This window comes from Streptosporangium lutulentum (assembly GCF_030811455.1).
Lineage (GTDB): Bacteria > Actinomycetota > Actinomycetes > Streptosporangiales > Streptosporangiaceae > Streptosporangium > Streptosporangium lutulentum.
The window spans coordinates 8,560,925-8,575,242 of sequence record NZ_JAUSQU010000001.1; the positions used below are offsets into that span (position 1 = coordinate 8,560,925).

Here is a 14,318-nt window from a genome sequence, read left to right on the forward strand (position 1 = left end):
CATCGTCCATGGGATTCGACGGGCTACTGGTGCCGGACTGGGCCAAGCCGTACGTCGGCTGGGTCGTCGGCATGGACTGGCCGGAGGGCGACGAGACCGGCTGTTTCCGGCTCGCCGACGCGTGCGTGACCGCCGCGCACCGCATCGTCGAGGGCACCGCCGCCGACCAGCCGTGGACCGCGGACAAGATCGGCTCTGAGTGGGACGGCGCCGCTCACCTGGCCTTCACCGAGCACGTCAGTAAGATGGCCGGCCGGCAGGTCGCCGATCTGGTCAACCGGCTGATCAACACCGCCGTCGCGCTCAACGGCGTGGGCGTACAGATCCAGTACGCCAAGTACATGATCGAGGTCACCGTCTGGTTGCTGATCGCGCAGCTCGCGTACCTGATAGCGGCCGCTCTGGCCAGCGGCGGAGCGAGCCTGGCGCTCATCCCGCCGCGCGTGCAACTCGCCCGCATGACGGTCGCGCAGATCGCCAAACGGACGCTGCTCAACATCGCGCTGTTCGCTGGGATCGTGGGCGGCATGGACGGCGGCATCCAGCTCACACAGATGGTGCAGGGGCGCAGGGATGAGTTCGACCTGCGGCAGCTCGGGGTGTCCGCGCTCAGCGGCGGCGCGATGGGCGGGCTCATGGGGCTGCTGAGCGGCGGGCTCACCCGGCTGGCCACGCCCGCCCTGCGCGCGGGGCTGACCAGGGCGGAGATGGACATGGCCGAGCGGCTGCTGGCGGCCGCCAGCTCCTCCATCTATGGGCAGGCCGCTCAGTACGCGGTGACCGGCGGCATCACCACGGCCGGGACCATGCTGGCGCAGGGCAACTTCAGCTGGGATCTCCTGGCCAAGGGCATCACCTCCAGCGCGCTCGGCGCGGACGGCCAGCACCTGACCGCGGCCCTGCCGACCCACGGCGGCGGCACACCGTCTCCCAACGGCGACCCGTCCCCCGGCCCGTTCAATGGTCCCGACCCCGGCCCGTTCAACGGTCCCGACCCCGGCCCGTTCAATGGTCCCGATCCCGGCCCGTTCAATGGTCCCGATCCCGGCCCGTTCAATGGTCCCGATCCCGGCCCGGGCTCCAGCTCACGCCCGGACGCCGATTCGCGTCCGAATCCGGACCAGGCTCCCCGGAGCGGCGCGGATCCGGTGCCCGATCAGGGAGTGGGACCGCGCGTGGAGCCCGGGTCCGACCCCGGTACCGGCTCCGTCCCCGATCGCGGCACCACGCTGAGCCAGGTGGCCGATACCGCGTCCACGGCCGGACCCACCACCGGACCTGAGGCCGCCCGCCAGGGCTCCGTCCCGCACGACCTACCGGATCGGCAGGCGCAGGGGCCGCAGGGAGAGGCTCGGACGCAGGCGGCGCAGCAGGGCCCGATGCCCGTGCACGGTGAGGCGCCACCGCGCCCTCGAATGCCCGAGCAGAGCACGCTTCCCCCGGCTCGCAGCACGCCGGACCACGCGGCCGACGGCGCACCCCGCCAGCCGGGCGATCGGGCGTCCGGTGGCGCGCCTGACCGGACGCAGGGTGGCACGTCTCACGCGGCGGGGCATCCGGTTGGAAGCACACCGCATCAGGCGCCGGAGCGTGCCATTGGCGGCGCGCCTCCGCATCAGACGCTGGAGGGGACGGGCGGTGGCGTGGCACAGCCGGCGAATGAGCGTGGGCCCGGGAGCTCGTCCGCCGACACAGCGGGACGTAGCGGCGGGGCCGAGCCGGGCGTGCCGGTGCGGCAGGGGACGTCCGGCGAGACGCCTCCGGTGAGCAGGATCGAGGGGCTGCTCAACCACGTCCCTGATTCCGGCGACACCACCCCATCACCCCAGGCACCGGACCGGGCCGGACAGGCGGCCGACGGCACACCGCCGCCGCCCCGCCCGGGCTACCCCTCGGCCGGGCCGTCCCAAGGCGGGCCCGATTCGCCGAACAGCACGTCGTCGCGGGTTCCGTTCGACTTCCAACGCTTCCACAACGACTCCCGCTGGACGGCGGAGGCCACGAGGTTCGAGCAGAGCCTGGGCGCGCACTACTTCAACAACCCGCAGACCGTGGACGCCGCCCGCGCCGCGCTGGGCAAATTGCGGGACGTCCTCCTGGACCTCACTTCGAGGCAGCCCGGCGAGAGTCCTGAGGCCTTCGCCCGCCGCGTCGAGAGCGTCTTCTTCAAGGACGACGCGGCCAGCGCCGGTCAGGTGGGCACCCGCTCTGGCGTGACCGTGGACGACCTGATCGCACACGGGAACCTGCGCGAGTTGGTGACGGCCTTCTACAACGGCGCCTACTACAACCGCGCCAACCCGCTCATCTTCGGCAACGCCCTGCTCAACATCATGGACACCGGCGGCTGGGACCGGGCTCGCGAGGTCGGTCTCGACGTCGGCGAGGTGCAGCGGGCGCACCACCAGCTCGACGAGCGGCCGCACCGCTCGCGGCTCGGGCGGCTGGAGGCCAGGTTCATGCCGAACATGTACACCTTCAACCGCGATCCGTTCGGCACGGGAAACGTCGGCATGCTCTCCGAGCGCGGGGCCAGGGATGTGGCGGAGATGATCCAGAGCCAGTTCAGCCGGCAGGACCGTACGGAAGCGCAGATCCAGGAGCTCGGCCTCAACACGACCCCCGGTCACTACGACCGGTTGGGGGCGCCGTTGGGCAGGTTCGAGCGGGCGTTCGTGGAGGAGAGCGTCCACGGGCGGCTCGACCCGGACGCGCCGCTGCCCTGGCGGGAGGGCGTGACCATGCACGACACAACGGGAAGCCGGTGGGCCAGGAAGATCACCAGCGAGGGTTTCCCCGTGATCGACGGGGTCTCCGGCACCACCGCCAAGATGCTCACCGCGGTCAAGTTCCTCAACCTCGGCCCCAGCACGACCGAGCACTTCCTGGGCGCGCTCATGGGATGGATGCTGCCGAGCCTGGACCACTCCCTGTTCGAGATCGCCAGAGGCGCGCAGATCGCCGATGTGGGCGGGATGAGGCTGGAGCCCGGCTCTCGGCCCAACGTGGTGGACTTCTACCGGAACCTGCCCGGCATGGACCTCGCCACGCTGCGGCGAGAGATCCTGTCAGACGGCATGTTCCCGCACGAGTCCAGATACACCGTGAACGCCAGGGACATAGCAGGTTTCTCCGAGACGCAGCATCCCAAAGTGGGCGAGACCGTTGACCGTCTCTGGCCGCAGCTCGAAAGCGGCCGGGTCACCGATCCGGATCTCGCCGGCTGGTTGGACCGCTCGGGCATCGACCCGAGTGACCCGGCCCAGGTACGGGCGCTGGGCGAGCGGCTGTCACCCGCACACGTGATGGCGCTGACCGTCTACACCAGGCACGGCCACTACCTGATCAACAATGTGACGCGTACCCAGCTCTGGACCGGCGGGGTGTCGGAGTCGATGGTCCGGAACCGCATGGTGGACAAGGTCAACCAGCTCGTCGGTAGCTACCTGGACAACCTCGCCGCGAACACCAAGGCCCTGCCGCTGCCGATGGCCCTGCGCCCGCTGCTGCACGTGGGCGACGGTCATCTGGACTCCAGGTCGCCGCTGAACGCGCTGTCCGACTCCTACGTCGACGCGGCCCGCCGTACGGAAGAGGCCAAGCAGCGCTTCGCCGAAGCGCGGGACGAGGGCCGCAAGGACGAGGCCAGGCAGGCCGGGCAGGACCTCAGGCAGGCCCGGCGGGACGGGCAGGAGGCGTGGAAGGCACTCAAGGAGCAGCTCGGCCGGGCCACGCCGCGACTTTGGGACGAGATGCGCTGGCACGCCGACATGGTGCACGACGCGATGGCGCAGCTTCCGGGAGTCGGCTCGCCTGAGCGGCCCGTGCAGGCGTACCGCGGGGACTGGATGACGCCGGTGCACTCGCCGATCTACGGCTCCAAGTTGCACCCGTACGGGACGGCCCGCGAATTCCTCAGCGTGAGCAAGCTGCTGGAGGTGGCGATCAGGTTCATGGCCGAGAACCCGGCCAGTGACCGCAAGGTCCTCGTGGCCTACCAGCTCACCGGGCAGCAGGCCAAGGACATCTCGATCTTCTCCTCCTTCGCCGAGGACCAGGAGGCCGTCTTCCCGCCGCATTCGCGCATGCACCGGGAGAACTCCCCGGAGCTGGCTGCGAGCCTGCGAGACGAGGTGGACCGGCTCGCGGCGGACATGGTCGAGCGCGGCGTCATCCCAGAGGTGCCACGCTCGTATGAAATCATCGTGATGGAGGAAGGCTGACGTGAGCGCCGAATGGGCTGAGCTGGACGACAGGGCACGGCAGCTCTACGGGGGCGTGCACCGGCTGCTGCTGCGACTGGCCGGCCAGCTTCCGGACGAGCTGATCACTCGGGCCCGCACCATGCTGGCCGAGGGCGACCTGGCCTACCTGCCCGACGCGGTGATGATCGCCGCGGCGGAGGGCGGGGTCGGGCTGACGGCCCAGGAGGTCGGGGTCCTGCGCGAGGTGTTCGCGGCGCTCGGCCTGGAGGGCGAGCCGACGGCAGCCGACGAGGTCACGCTCACCACGAGCACCCCCGTGACCGGCCACACCTTCTCCCCCGAGAAGGTCCGGCCCGCGCGCGTGCCCGCCGGGCTCGACCTGACGGACGGCGTCCCCGACGAGCTCGCCGACCTGGAGGACGACCTGATCGACCTCACCGACCACCTCGTGGTGGACGCGCTGAGCGAGCACGCGGGCGTCGTCGCGGTGCGGCGCGCCTGGCGCGACGGTTCTGGGGAGACGCGGCGGGTCTATCTGACCGAGGTGGATCCGGGGGTGCCCGCCTGGGAGCTGGCGCTGGAGGGGCAAACGGAGGCGGAACAGATGGGCGAGAGCGATCCGCAGGTCGAGGTCTATTGGAGCGGCGACGACCTGCCGCCCTACCACCGCTCGGCGATCGAGGCCGCGACCCTCTTGTGGCGGCGCTAGGCGCTGTCCAGGCTCGGGCGGGTTCCACGAATGTACCCACTGCATCGGCCGCCTTCGCCCTGGCCCCTGAGATTGCCGCGACGTACGGCGGCAGCCCGTTCACTTTCACGTGCTGAAGCCGTGAACCGGACCGGCCACCGCGGGCGAGGGAGAGAGCAGGCCGACCGTGACGCGCAGGCCGCCCTCGGGACGTGCGGCGGCGGTGACCGTACCGCCGTGGGCGTCCACGATGGCGCGGACGATCGACAACCCGAGCCCCGCGCCGCGTGCGGAGCGGACGCGGTCGCCCTGGAGTCGTCTGAAGGGCTCGAAGAGATCCTCCACCTCGTACGGCGGGACCGGCTGTCCGGTGTTCTCCACGACCAGGCCGCTCTCCCCGCAGGAGATCCAGACCTGCCCGTCCCGCACGTTGTACTTGATCGCGTTCTCCACCAGGTTGAAGACGGCGCGCTCCAGGAAGAGCGGGTCGCCGTCGACCGTCACCGGGCGCAGGTCCCGGTGGATGGTGACGGGTCGTTTGCGAGGTTGCAGGTCGAGCTGGTCGAGGGCGGCACGCACGACCTGGTCGAGCTCCAGGGACTTGCGCGAGGCCGGCTCCTGCTCCGACTGGGCCAGCAGGAGCAGTCCCTCGATCATCCGCTCGTAGCGGGAGTTGGTGCCCAGCAGCGTACGGGCCAGCGCCTTGAGGTCCGGTGAGGCGTCGGGCTCCTCCAGCGACACCTCCAGGACCGTGCGATTGATCGCCAGTGGGGTGCGCAGCTCGTGCGAGGCGTTGGCGATGAACCTGCGCTGGGCGTCGAACACCTTGTGCAGCCGGTCGAGCATCGCGTCGAAGGTGTCGGCCAGCCGTTTGATCTCGTCCTGGGGCCGCCCGCGAAGGGCGATCCGCTCGTGGAGGTTGCTCTCCGACAGCCGTTGCGCGGTCTCGGTGACCCGGTCGAGAGGGCGCAGCGCGCGGTCGGCGATCAGGTAGCCGACCACCACCGCGACGATCCCGACGAGCACCATGATCAGGAGTGAGGAGCGCAGCATCTCGTCGAGGACGCCGGTCGCCCGCTCCTCCACGTCCTTCTCCAGGATCCGCATGACGGTGTCGGGAGGCAGTTCCCCGGTCGGGAGGGCCGTCTTCCGGCTCACCACGGTGAACCGCTGGTTCAGGGTCTTGGCGGTCAGCAGGTAGGTGAACCAGACCAGCATCGACCCGGCGACGAAGAACAGCGCGCCGTACAGCAGGGTGAGCCGCATGCGCAGGCCGAGCCTCACAGCCGGACCCCCTCGCCTGACGCGTCCGCCGGCACCGCGGGTTTCACGGCCGGTGCCTTGCCGGACGCGTTTTCCAGCACCGTGGGTTTCACGGTCGGTCCCTTGCCTGACGCGTTCTCCGGCACCGTGGGTTTCACGGTCGCTCCCTCGCCGGGCGCGTTCTCCGGCGACGCGAGCCTGTACCCCTTGCCGGGTACGTTCTCCAGCACCGCGGGAGCACCGAGCTTCCTGCGCAGCGAGGTGATCGTGACGCGCAGCACGCCCGTGCCTCCCTCCGCGTACTCGTCCCAGACCCTCCTGCGCAGCTCGGCGGAGGTGACCAGGGCTCCGCCTGCGTCCAGGAGCTCCCGCAGCAGGTCGAACTCCTTGCGGTTCAGGGTGATCCGCCGCCCGTCCCTGGTGACCGTACGGCGGGCGGGGTCGAGCCTGATCCCCGATCGCTCAAGGGCCGGCACGACCGTACGGAAGGAGCGGCGGGCCAGCGTCCTGACCCTGGCGACCAGCTCGGCGAACGCGAACGGCTTGACCAGGTAGTCGTCCGCGCCCAGGGACAGCCCGTCGATCCTGTCGCGGATCTGCCCCGCCGCGGTCAGCATGAGGATGCGGCTCCTGTGCCTGAGCTCGCCGCACACGTCGTCGCCGTGCACCTCGGGCAGGTCGCGGTCCAGGACGACGACGTCGTAGTCGACGTACCCGGCCAGCTCCAGCGCCTCCTGGCCGTCGTAGGCCACGTCCACGGCCATGGCGTGCAGCCGCAGGCCCCGCGCGACGGCGTCGGCCAGCTGTTCCTCGTCCTCCACGATCAGCACTCGCATGCTGCTGAGCGTGACGCACCGGGTGTTAGCACCGGGTAAGGCAGAAGGCTCCCGATCAACGCTCCTCAGCGGCTTATCCGGGTTTAGCACCGCCTCCGTTGAAGTTGGCCTCGCAACCAACCCTCGTAACCAATACCCGGAACCAACCCCACGACCAACCCCACGACCAACCCTCGTAACCAACCCCGCGATCAATCCTCGCGGCCAACCTCGGTAACCGACCAAGGGAGAGCGTCATGAAGGCTCGACTGCTGTTACTCGCCGTACCGCTGCTGCTGGCAGGGTGCGGCGCGGCTCCGACCACCTCGGGCGTCGCCAGCGTGGGAGACGCCGGCCGGCCCACCGCCTCGGCCTCGGCCTCGGCCCCGGTGGATCGGGCGGAGGCGCAGTTGAAGTTCGCCCAGTGCATGCGCGAGAACGGCGTCGACATGCCCGACCCCGGTGACGACGGGACGGTTCGCATCCAGACCAGGAAGGGGGAGGGGGCCAAGACGGAGAAGGCGATGGAGGAGTGCCGGCACCTCATGAAAGACGCGGCCGGCGACAGGAACGCGGCCCCCGACCCGAAGCGGCTCGACGAAATGGTCAAGTTCGCGCGGTGCATGCGGGAGCAGGGCATCGACATGCCCGACCCCGAGCCGGGCGGCGGAATCAGGCTCACGATGCCCAAGGGCGGAGAGCAGAAGATGCGGGCGGCCCAGGAGGCCTGCGAGGAGTTCGCACCCGAGATGAAGAAGAGCGGGCAGTGAGAAGAGGGCTCGTCCTGTCGGGGGCGACTCTTCTCGCGGTCGTGGCCGCGGGGACGGTGGCGGCCGTACTGGTCGATGGCGGCACCGGGGTGGCCGTGCCCGTCCGGGCGAGTGTCGCCGCCACGGCGGCGATCACCAGGCAGGACCTGGTGGACACCAAGACCGTGACCGGCGCGCTGACCTACTCGGGCCGGCGCGGGCTCACCGTCGGCGCGGCGGGAACGGTGACGTGGGCGCCTGAGGAGGGTGCGGTCGTACGGCGGGGCCGCTCCCTGCTCAAGGTCGACCGCGAGCCGGTCACCCTGATGTACGGCGCGCTGCCCCTCTACCGGCCGTTGGGCGTGGGCGTCTCCGACGGACCCGACGTCGAGCAGTTGGAGCGCAACCTCAGGGTGCTGGGCCACGGCGAGGACCTCACCGTGGACGACCACTTCAGCTACGCCACCTCCCTCGCGGTGCGGGAGTGGCAGGACGACCGGGGGCTGACCGAGACCGGGCAGGTGGACGACACGCAGGTGGTGTTCCTGCCCTCGGCGGTCAGGGTGACCGAGACGAAGGCGGTGGTCGGCGGCAGGACCGCGCCGGGACAGCAGGTTCTCGCGGTCAGCGACCTGAACCGGCTGGTCCACCTCGACCTCGACAGCGCCGACCAGACGCTGGCCGAGAAGGGCGCGAAGGTCACCGTGGAGCTGCCGGGCGGGGAGAAGGCGGCAGGGAAGATCACAGAGGTGGGCACGGTGGCCAGGAGCAAGGAGGACGGCACGACCGTCGACGTCGAGATCGCGCTCACCAAGGACCCGAAGACCAGGCTGGACCAGGCCCCCGTCGAGGTCGAGCTGGTGAGCGAGCGACGCGAGAACGTGCTCGCCGTACCGGTGGAGGCGCTGCTCGCGCTGCGCGAGGGCGGGTTCGGCGTCGAGATCGTCGAAGGCTCCGGCACCCGGCTGGCGTCGGTGGAGGTCGGGGCGTTCGGCGGCGGCATGGTCGAGATCACCGGCGACGGGCTCAGAGAAGGCATGAAGGTCGGGGTGCCGTCGCAATGAGCATCATCGAGCTTCGCGAGGTGACCAAGACCTACAACGGGCACGTCCAGGCGCTGCGCGGAGTGGACCTGCTGGTGGAGGAGGGCGAGCTGCTGGCCATCATCGGCCCCTCGGGTTCGGGCAAGTCCACCATGCTGCACATGATCGGGACCCTGGACCGGCCCACCTCGGGGACCGTCCGCATCGCGGGCCACGACATCGCCGCGCTGTCGGACCGCGAACTGTCGGCGCTGCGGGCCCGCCACCTCGGGTTCGTCTTCCAGCAGTTCCACCTGGCGCCGGGGGTGAGCGCCCTGGACAACGTGGCCGACGGGCTGCTCTACACCGGGACGCCGCTGCGGGCCAGACGCGACCGGGCGTCGGAGGCTCTGGAGCGGGTGGGCCTCGGGCACCGGCTCGACCACCGGCCCAACCAGCTCTCCGGCGGTGAACAGCAGCGGGTGGCCCTGGCCAGGGCGATCGTCGGCGATCCCCCGCTGCTGCTGGCCGACGAGCCGACCGGCAACCTGGACTCCGCCTCGGGGTCGGAGGTGCTCAAGATCCTGCGTGGGCTCCACGAGGGCGGGACCACGATCGCGATCATCACGCACGACGACGAGATCGCCGAGTGGTGCCCGCGGCGGGTACGGGTCCGGGACGGGAAGGTGCTGACGTGAAGCCCGCCAGGCTCAGCCCCTCCGACGTGCTGCGAGTCGGCGCGGCGGGGCTCAGGAGCCGCCCGACCAGGGTGATCCTGTCCGCGCTCGGCATCGCCATCGGCATCGCCACGATGATCGCGGTGATCGGCATCTCCTCCTCCTCGCGGGAGGATCTGCTGCGACGGCTCGACCGGCTGGGCACCAACCTGCTGACGGTGGCGCCGGGACAGACGATCTTCGGACAGGAGGCCAGGCTTCCCGAGGAGGCGGTCGCCATGGTCAAGCGCATCGGCCCGGTGAGCACCGCCGCGGCCACCGGACTCGTCGGGACGTCCGTGCGGCGGACCGGCTACATCTCCGAAGCGGTCACCGGGGGCATCGCCGTACAGGCCGCCACCACCGAGTTGCTCCGTACGCTGGAGGGCGGCGTCCGGAGCGGCACCTGGTTGAACGCCGCCACCGAACGGCAACCGGTGGTCGTCCTGGGCGCGGTGGCCGCCGAGCGGCTGGGCATCACCAGGACCGGTGTGCAGGTGTGGATGGGCGATCGCTGGTTCACCGTCATCGGGGTCCTCGGCCCGGTGCCGCTCGCACCCGAGATCGACCGGTCGGCGCTCGTCGGGTTCCCCGCGGCGGAGGAACTGCTGGGCTTCGACGGTCACCCCACCACGCTCTACGAGCGGTCGGCCGAGGAGGCGGTGACGGACGTGCGTTCCGTCCTGCCGCGTACGGTGAACCCGGAGAATCCCTCGGAGGTGAATGTCAGCAGGCCCTCCGACGCGCTGGCCGCCAGGGCCGCCGCCGACGGGGCCTTCACCAACCTGCTGCTCGGCCTCGGCGCGGTCGCACTGCTGGTCGGCGGGGTGGGCGTGGCGAACACCATGGTGATCTCGGTGCTGGAACGGCGGCGGGAGATCGGCCTGCGCCGTTCCCTGGGCGCCACCCGCGGACAGGTGCGTGTCCAGTTCCTATCGGAATCCCTGCTTCTATCCACCTTGGGGGGCATCGTGGGGGCCGCCCTGGGCGCTCTCGCCACCGTCGGCTACGCCCTGTACCGCGACTGGCCGGCCGTCGTGCCGCCGTGGGCGATCGGCGGCGCGGTCGGCGCCACCCTGGTCATCGGCACCGTCGCCGGGATCTACCCCGCCATGCGCGCCGCCCGCCTGTCCCCGACCGTCGCGCTGTCCACCACCTGACCCGCTACAGGGAGCCCACCAGTGCCACGGCCTCGCCGAGGCGTTGTTTCTCGGCCTGACTCAGCGTCGGATTGGCGGCCCGGATCGCCAGAGCCCCTTCGAGGTCGATCGCCTGGTCGATCTCCCTGAGCAGGGAGGCCAGGATCGTGCGGGCCATGGACGCCTCGACCCGCGGCGGGAGAGTGTGCAGACGACGCACAAAAAGACACAGCGGCCGAGCGTGCCTGACCGTCCGGCGGCACTCTACGGATCACCACCGGGTCGTCGCCGAACGCGGCGGCGGGGAATCATCGTCTACGGCCCGTGGTTCCAGCGGGTATGAAGGCAGTCACGATTAACGCATACGGGGAGTCCCCGCAGGTCACCGAGCAGCCCGAGCCCAAGATCGGCCCGGACTCCGTGCTCGTCCGCATCAAGGCGGCCGGGGTGAACCCGGTGGACTGGAAGATAGCGGCGGGTTATCTCGACCAGATCATGTACGTCCACTTCCCGCTGATCCCCGGCTGGGACCTGGCCGGAGTGGTGGAACAGGTCGGCGCCGCGGTCACCGAGTTCGCCCCCGGTGACGAGGTGATCGGCTACAACCGGCAGGACACCGTGCAGAGCGGCACCTACGCCGAACTGGTCGCCGCACCCGTTCGCACGCTCGCGCGCAAGCCCGCCTCTCTGAGCTGGCAGCAGGCCGGGGGACTGCCACTGGTCGGGCTGACCGCCTACCAGTCGCTGCGTGCCGTGGGCGTCGGGAAGGGCGACACGGTGCTGGTGCACGCGGCGGCGGGCGGTGTCGGCTCGCTCGCCGTACAGATCGCGGTCGCCTGGGGGGCGCGCGTGATCGGTACGGCGAGCGAGTCCAAGCACGACTTCCTGCGTTCGCTGGGCGCGGAGCCCGTGGCGTACGGCGACGGGCTCGTCGAGCGGGTGAGGGCGCTGGCTCCCGAGGGCGTCGACGCGGCCCTCGACTTCGTCGGCGGCGATGCCATCCCCGCCTCCTTCGAGCTTGCCACCTCCCCGTCCCGCGTGGTGTCCATCGTCGACGGCGGGGTCAAGGAGCACGGCGGACAGTACGTCTTCGTCCGGCCCGACGCCGCAGACCTGACCGCGCTCGGCGACCTCGCCGACGAGGGGAAGCTCACGGTCCACATCGACACGGAGCTTCCGCTGTCGGAGACGGCCGAGGCGTTCCGGCTCAGCGCGGAAGGCCGTACGCGCGGGAAGATCGTTCTGCTGGTCCCCTGAGGCCGGTCGAGCCCGGTGGCAGCGGCGGCCCCGGTCGTCCTGCCGGCCGCCTGGGACCGGTCGAGCCCCGTGGCAGCGGCGGACCCCGCCGGAGGCCGGGCTCGGTGAGGAATCTCCTCACACTTTCCGGAGGTGGGCCAGGGCGGTCCGCACGTTGCCGGTCAACGGAGCGGTGGAGTCGAGCACAAGGCGATCCTCGCGCCAGGCGTCGAAGCTCGCGCGTCTCGACTCCACCGACGCCCAGGCCGGCTCGACGAAGCCGTCGATGTCACGCCGGCGGCCTTCGAGCCGTCGCCGGTGCAGAGCCCGATCGGAGCAGACCACCTCGATGTGGCGCAGTGCCACGCTCCGGCGGACGGCGAGACGGCGCCACTGCTCCCGTGCCTCCTCCGCGTCGTTCACCGCGTCGACGACGACCGTCTGCCCGAGCGCGAGAACCTCGGAGGCCAGCGCCTCCACCACGACGTAGGCGGCCAGCCCGGTCGGCTGGTCGCGGTCGACCCCCGCCCTCCACATCGCGGCCTCCACCGGATCGACCGACAGCACCGGTGCCGGAAGCAGCCGCCCCAGCTCCTGGGCCACGGAGCTCTTGCCCGCACCCGGTAGGCCGCTCATCACGATCAGCATGGCCGGAACACTGCCACACGGATCCGACCTCATCCGAGATCAGCGGTTGGACGGTGCCGTCGGGGGCGTGGATGTTCTCCTCCGCGATCAGGTCCCAGGCCCGCGTCAGCGCGAACCCGGGCGAATCTCAAGCGTGTCGCCCTACCGGATCCAGCTCCGGAAGTGAGGGGACGCGTGCCCGGCCGATCCGGCGGGGCGAGCCACCGGCGATCGGGAAAGCGAATCGGTCCATCGGGTGATATCCCATGACCGACATTCGCCCACGAGGGGTTCTCGATGACAACCACGCCGGTCGAACGGCCGCCGGACCGGTCGCTCGACGACTTCTCCGCCGTCTTCGACGCCTACTCCAGAGAGATTCACAACTACGTCACCCAGCGGCTCGGGCACGGACACGCCGATGACGTGGTGGCCGAGACGTTCCTGACGGCGTTCCGCAAGCGAGCGCGATACGACCCCGCCAGGGCCGGCATCAGAACCTGGCTGTACGGCATCGCCACCAACCTCATTCACAAACACCGCAGAGCCGAGGTCCGCGCGCTGCGCGCCATGGACAGGTACGGTCCCCCGGCTGACTCACCCGGCCACGAGGAACGCGTGGCGGCGCGGGTCAGTGCCGAGAGCCTGCGCCCCGCTCTCGCCGAGGCCATCGCCCGTCTCAGCCGGGGCCAGCGTGACGTGCTGCTCCTGACGGCCCTGGCGGGACTGAGCCACGAGGAGATCGCCGCCGCGCTCGGCATCTCCTACGGCACGGTCGGCTCGCGGCTGAACCGTGCCAGAACCAAGATCCGCGCCGCCCTGGGCGACGCCGACCCGATGGGGGCCAACCATGGATGAACTCACCAGGGTCCGCGAGCTGTACGGCTCGCCCGACCACGACCCGTTCATGAAGCCCAGGGTGCGGGCGCTCATGAGCGCGGCACCCAGGCGGCGCCTTCCGTGGCGGGCCGGCGTCGCGGGACTCGCCGCGGCGGCCGCGGTCGCCGCGGTCGCGATCTCCGTACCCGGCCTGGTCGCCTCCACCGCCGCTCCTTCTCCCTCTCACGGGCACAGCGCGACCTCCCTGTCCGGGCACTCGATCCTGCTGGCTGCGGCGGACAGAGCCGAGGCCGCGCCCGAAGGCGCCTACTGGCACGTCAAGCGGCTGTACTCGATCCGGTGGGCCAAGCCGTACGGCAAGCCGGGCGACACGTACCGGCTGGAGAGCTCCAACATCATCGAGGACTGGATCTCCGAGGAGGGCCGGGCCTGGCTCGGCTCCAAGAGCCTGGCCATCCGTCCCCTCGATGCGGAGGCCTGGCGCCGCGACGGCTCGCCGACCGAATGGGAGGGTTTCGCCACCACGCCGACCGAAGGGATTCTGATCCCGTACGAGGGCAACAAGAAGTTTCAGCTCGGCGGCGCGGCGCTGACCCTGGAAGAGGTCAAGGCGCTGCCCTCCGACCCCGAAGCTCTGACGAACCGGACACTGGAGGCGATCCGCGCCAACGAGGACCTCGTGGACGACGACCTGCCGAGGGTGCTGGCGTCCCTGCTGTACGAACTGCCCACCACTCCGGAGGTGCGGGGCGCCGCCTACCGGGCGCTGGCGGCGCTGCCCGCCGTGCGGGTCGAGGGTGACACCACGGACCCGCGGGGCAGGCCGGGCGTCGCGATCACGTACCCTCTCCAGCAGGGCCAGGGCAGGTTGATCATCGACCCGGGCACCTCGATGGTGCTGGCCTTCCTGGTCACCGGCATGCCGGACAAGGACGTACGTACCGAGGTGATGCTGGAGGCCGGCTGGACCGACTCCAAGCCGGTGGCGCCCTCGGACGAATAGGGGGTCTGCCCGACC

12 protein-coding genes and 1 pseudogene are annotated in these 14,318 nt (G+C 70.8%); 9 read left to right on the forward strand and 4 right to left on the reverse strand.

What is annotated here, in order from left to right; genetic code table 11:
* Window positions 1-8 precede the first annotated feature (8 nt).
* Together J2853_RS38655 and J2853_RS38660 are read left to right on the forward strand one after the other, a co-directional pair.
* Window positions 9-4,223, forward strand: a complete 4,215-nt coding sequence (locus tag J2853_RS38655) for a WXG100-like domain-containing protein (protein ID WP_307566108.1) — start codon at window positions 9-11, stop codon at window positions 4,221-4,223.
* A gap of 1 nt (window position 4,224) precedes the next feature.
* The gene (locus J2853_RS38660; protein ID WP_307566110.1) at window positions 4,225-4,914 is read left to right on the forward strand and encodes a hypothetical protein; all 690 of its coding nucleotides are present in this window, start codon (window positions 4,225-4,227) and stop codon (window positions 4,912-4,914) included.
* A gap of 105 nt (window positions 4,915-5,019) precedes the next feature.
* Here the strand turns inward: J2853_RS38660 and J2853_RS38665 are convergent, their stop codons facing one another.
* A complete protein-coding gene (locus J2853_RS38665) occupies window positions 5,020-6,177 on the reverse strand; it encodes a sensor histidine kinase (protein WP_307566112.1) in 1,158 nt (385 codons plus the stop codon).
* Between the two features lie 173 nt (window positions 6,178-6,350).
* Window positions 6,351-6,992: pseudogene (locus J2853_RS38670) on the reverse strand (response regulator transcription factor); the annotation flags it as partial.
* A 236-nt stretch (window positions 6,993-7,228) separates the two neighbouring features.
* Between J2853_RS38670 and J2853_RS38675 the strand changes: the two are divergent.
* Genes J2853_RS38675 through J2853_RS38690 form a run of 4 tightly spaced genes read left to right on the forward strand, consistent with a single transcriptional unit; the run spans window position 7,229 to window position 10,618 of the window.
* Entirely contained in the window at window positions 7,229-7,741 is a 513-nt protein-coding gene (locus tag J2853_RS38675) for a hypothetical protein (protein ID WP_307566113.1), read from the forward strand.
* The gene (locus J2853_RS38680) at window positions 7,738-8,784 is read left to right on the forward strand and encodes a peptidoglycan-binding protein (RefSeq protein ID WP_307566115.1); all 1,047 of its coding nucleotides are present in this window, start codon (window positions 7,738-7,740) and stop codon (window positions 8,782-8,784) included. Before J2853_RS38675 ends, J2853_RS38680 begins: the two co-directional genes overlap by 4 nt.
* On the forward strand, window positions 8,781-9,440 hold the full coding sequence (locus J2853_RS38685) for an ABC transporter ATP-binding protein (RefSeq protein ID WP_307566117.1): 660 nt from the start codon (window positions 8,781-8,783) through the stop codon (window positions 9,438-9,440). Before J2853_RS38680 ends, J2853_RS38685 begins: the two co-directional genes overlap by 4 nt.
* On the forward strand, window positions 9,437-10,618 hold the full coding sequence (locus J2853_RS38690) for an ABC transporter permease (protein ID WP_307566119.1): 1,182 nt from the start codon (window positions 9,437-9,439) through the stop codon (window positions 10,616-10,618). The genes J2853_RS38685 and J2853_RS38690 overlap by 4 nt, the downstream gene beginning before the upstream one ends.
* Window positions 10,619-10,622: 4 nt before the next feature.
* Here J2853_RS38690 and J2853_RS38695 read toward each other — a convergent pair whose 3' ends face one another.
* Window positions 10,623-10,775 (reverse strand): hypothetical protein, encoded by a 153-nt coding sequence (locus J2853_RS38695; RefSeq protein ID WP_307566120.1) that lies wholly within the window; start codon window positions 10,773-10,775, stop codon window positions 10,623-10,625.
* Window positions 10,776-10,936: 161 nt separating this feature from the next.
* Here J2853_RS38695 and J2853_RS38700 point away from each other — a divergent pair, with 161 nt between their 5' ends.
* Window positions 10,937-11,854, forward strand: coding sequence for an NADP-dependent oxidoreductase (locus J2853_RS38700; RefSeq protein WP_307566122.1), 918 nt, complete (start codon window positions 10,937-10,939; stop codon window positions 11,852-11,854).
* Window positions 11,855-11,971: 117 nt separating this feature from the next.
* On the opposite strand, the gene J2853_RS38705 is transcribed toward J2853_RS38700, so the two are convergent.
* Window positions 11,972-12,469, reverse strand: coding sequence for a P-loop nucleotide/nucleoside kinase family protein (locus J2853_RS38705; protein ID WP_307566123.1), 498 nt, complete (start codon window positions 12,467-12,469; stop codon window positions 11,972-11,974).
* Window positions 12,470-12,757: 288 nt separating this feature from the next.
* Here J2853_RS38705 and J2853_RS38710 point away from each other — a divergent pair, with 288 nt between their 5' ends.
* Window positions 12,758-13,318, forward strand: a complete 561-nt coding sequence (locus J2853_RS38710; RefSeq protein WP_307566124.1) for an RNA polymerase sigma factor — start codon at window positions 12,758-12,760, stop codon at window positions 13,316-13,318.
* A complete protein-coding gene (locus J2853_RS38715; RefSeq protein ID WP_307566126.1) occupies window positions 13,311-14,303 on the forward strand; it encodes a CU044_5270 family protein in 993 nt (330 codons plus the stop codon). The genes J2853_RS38710 and J2853_RS38715 overlap by 8 nt, the downstream gene beginning before the upstream one ends.
* The last annotated feature ends 15 nt before the right edge of the window (window positions 14,304-14,318 follow it).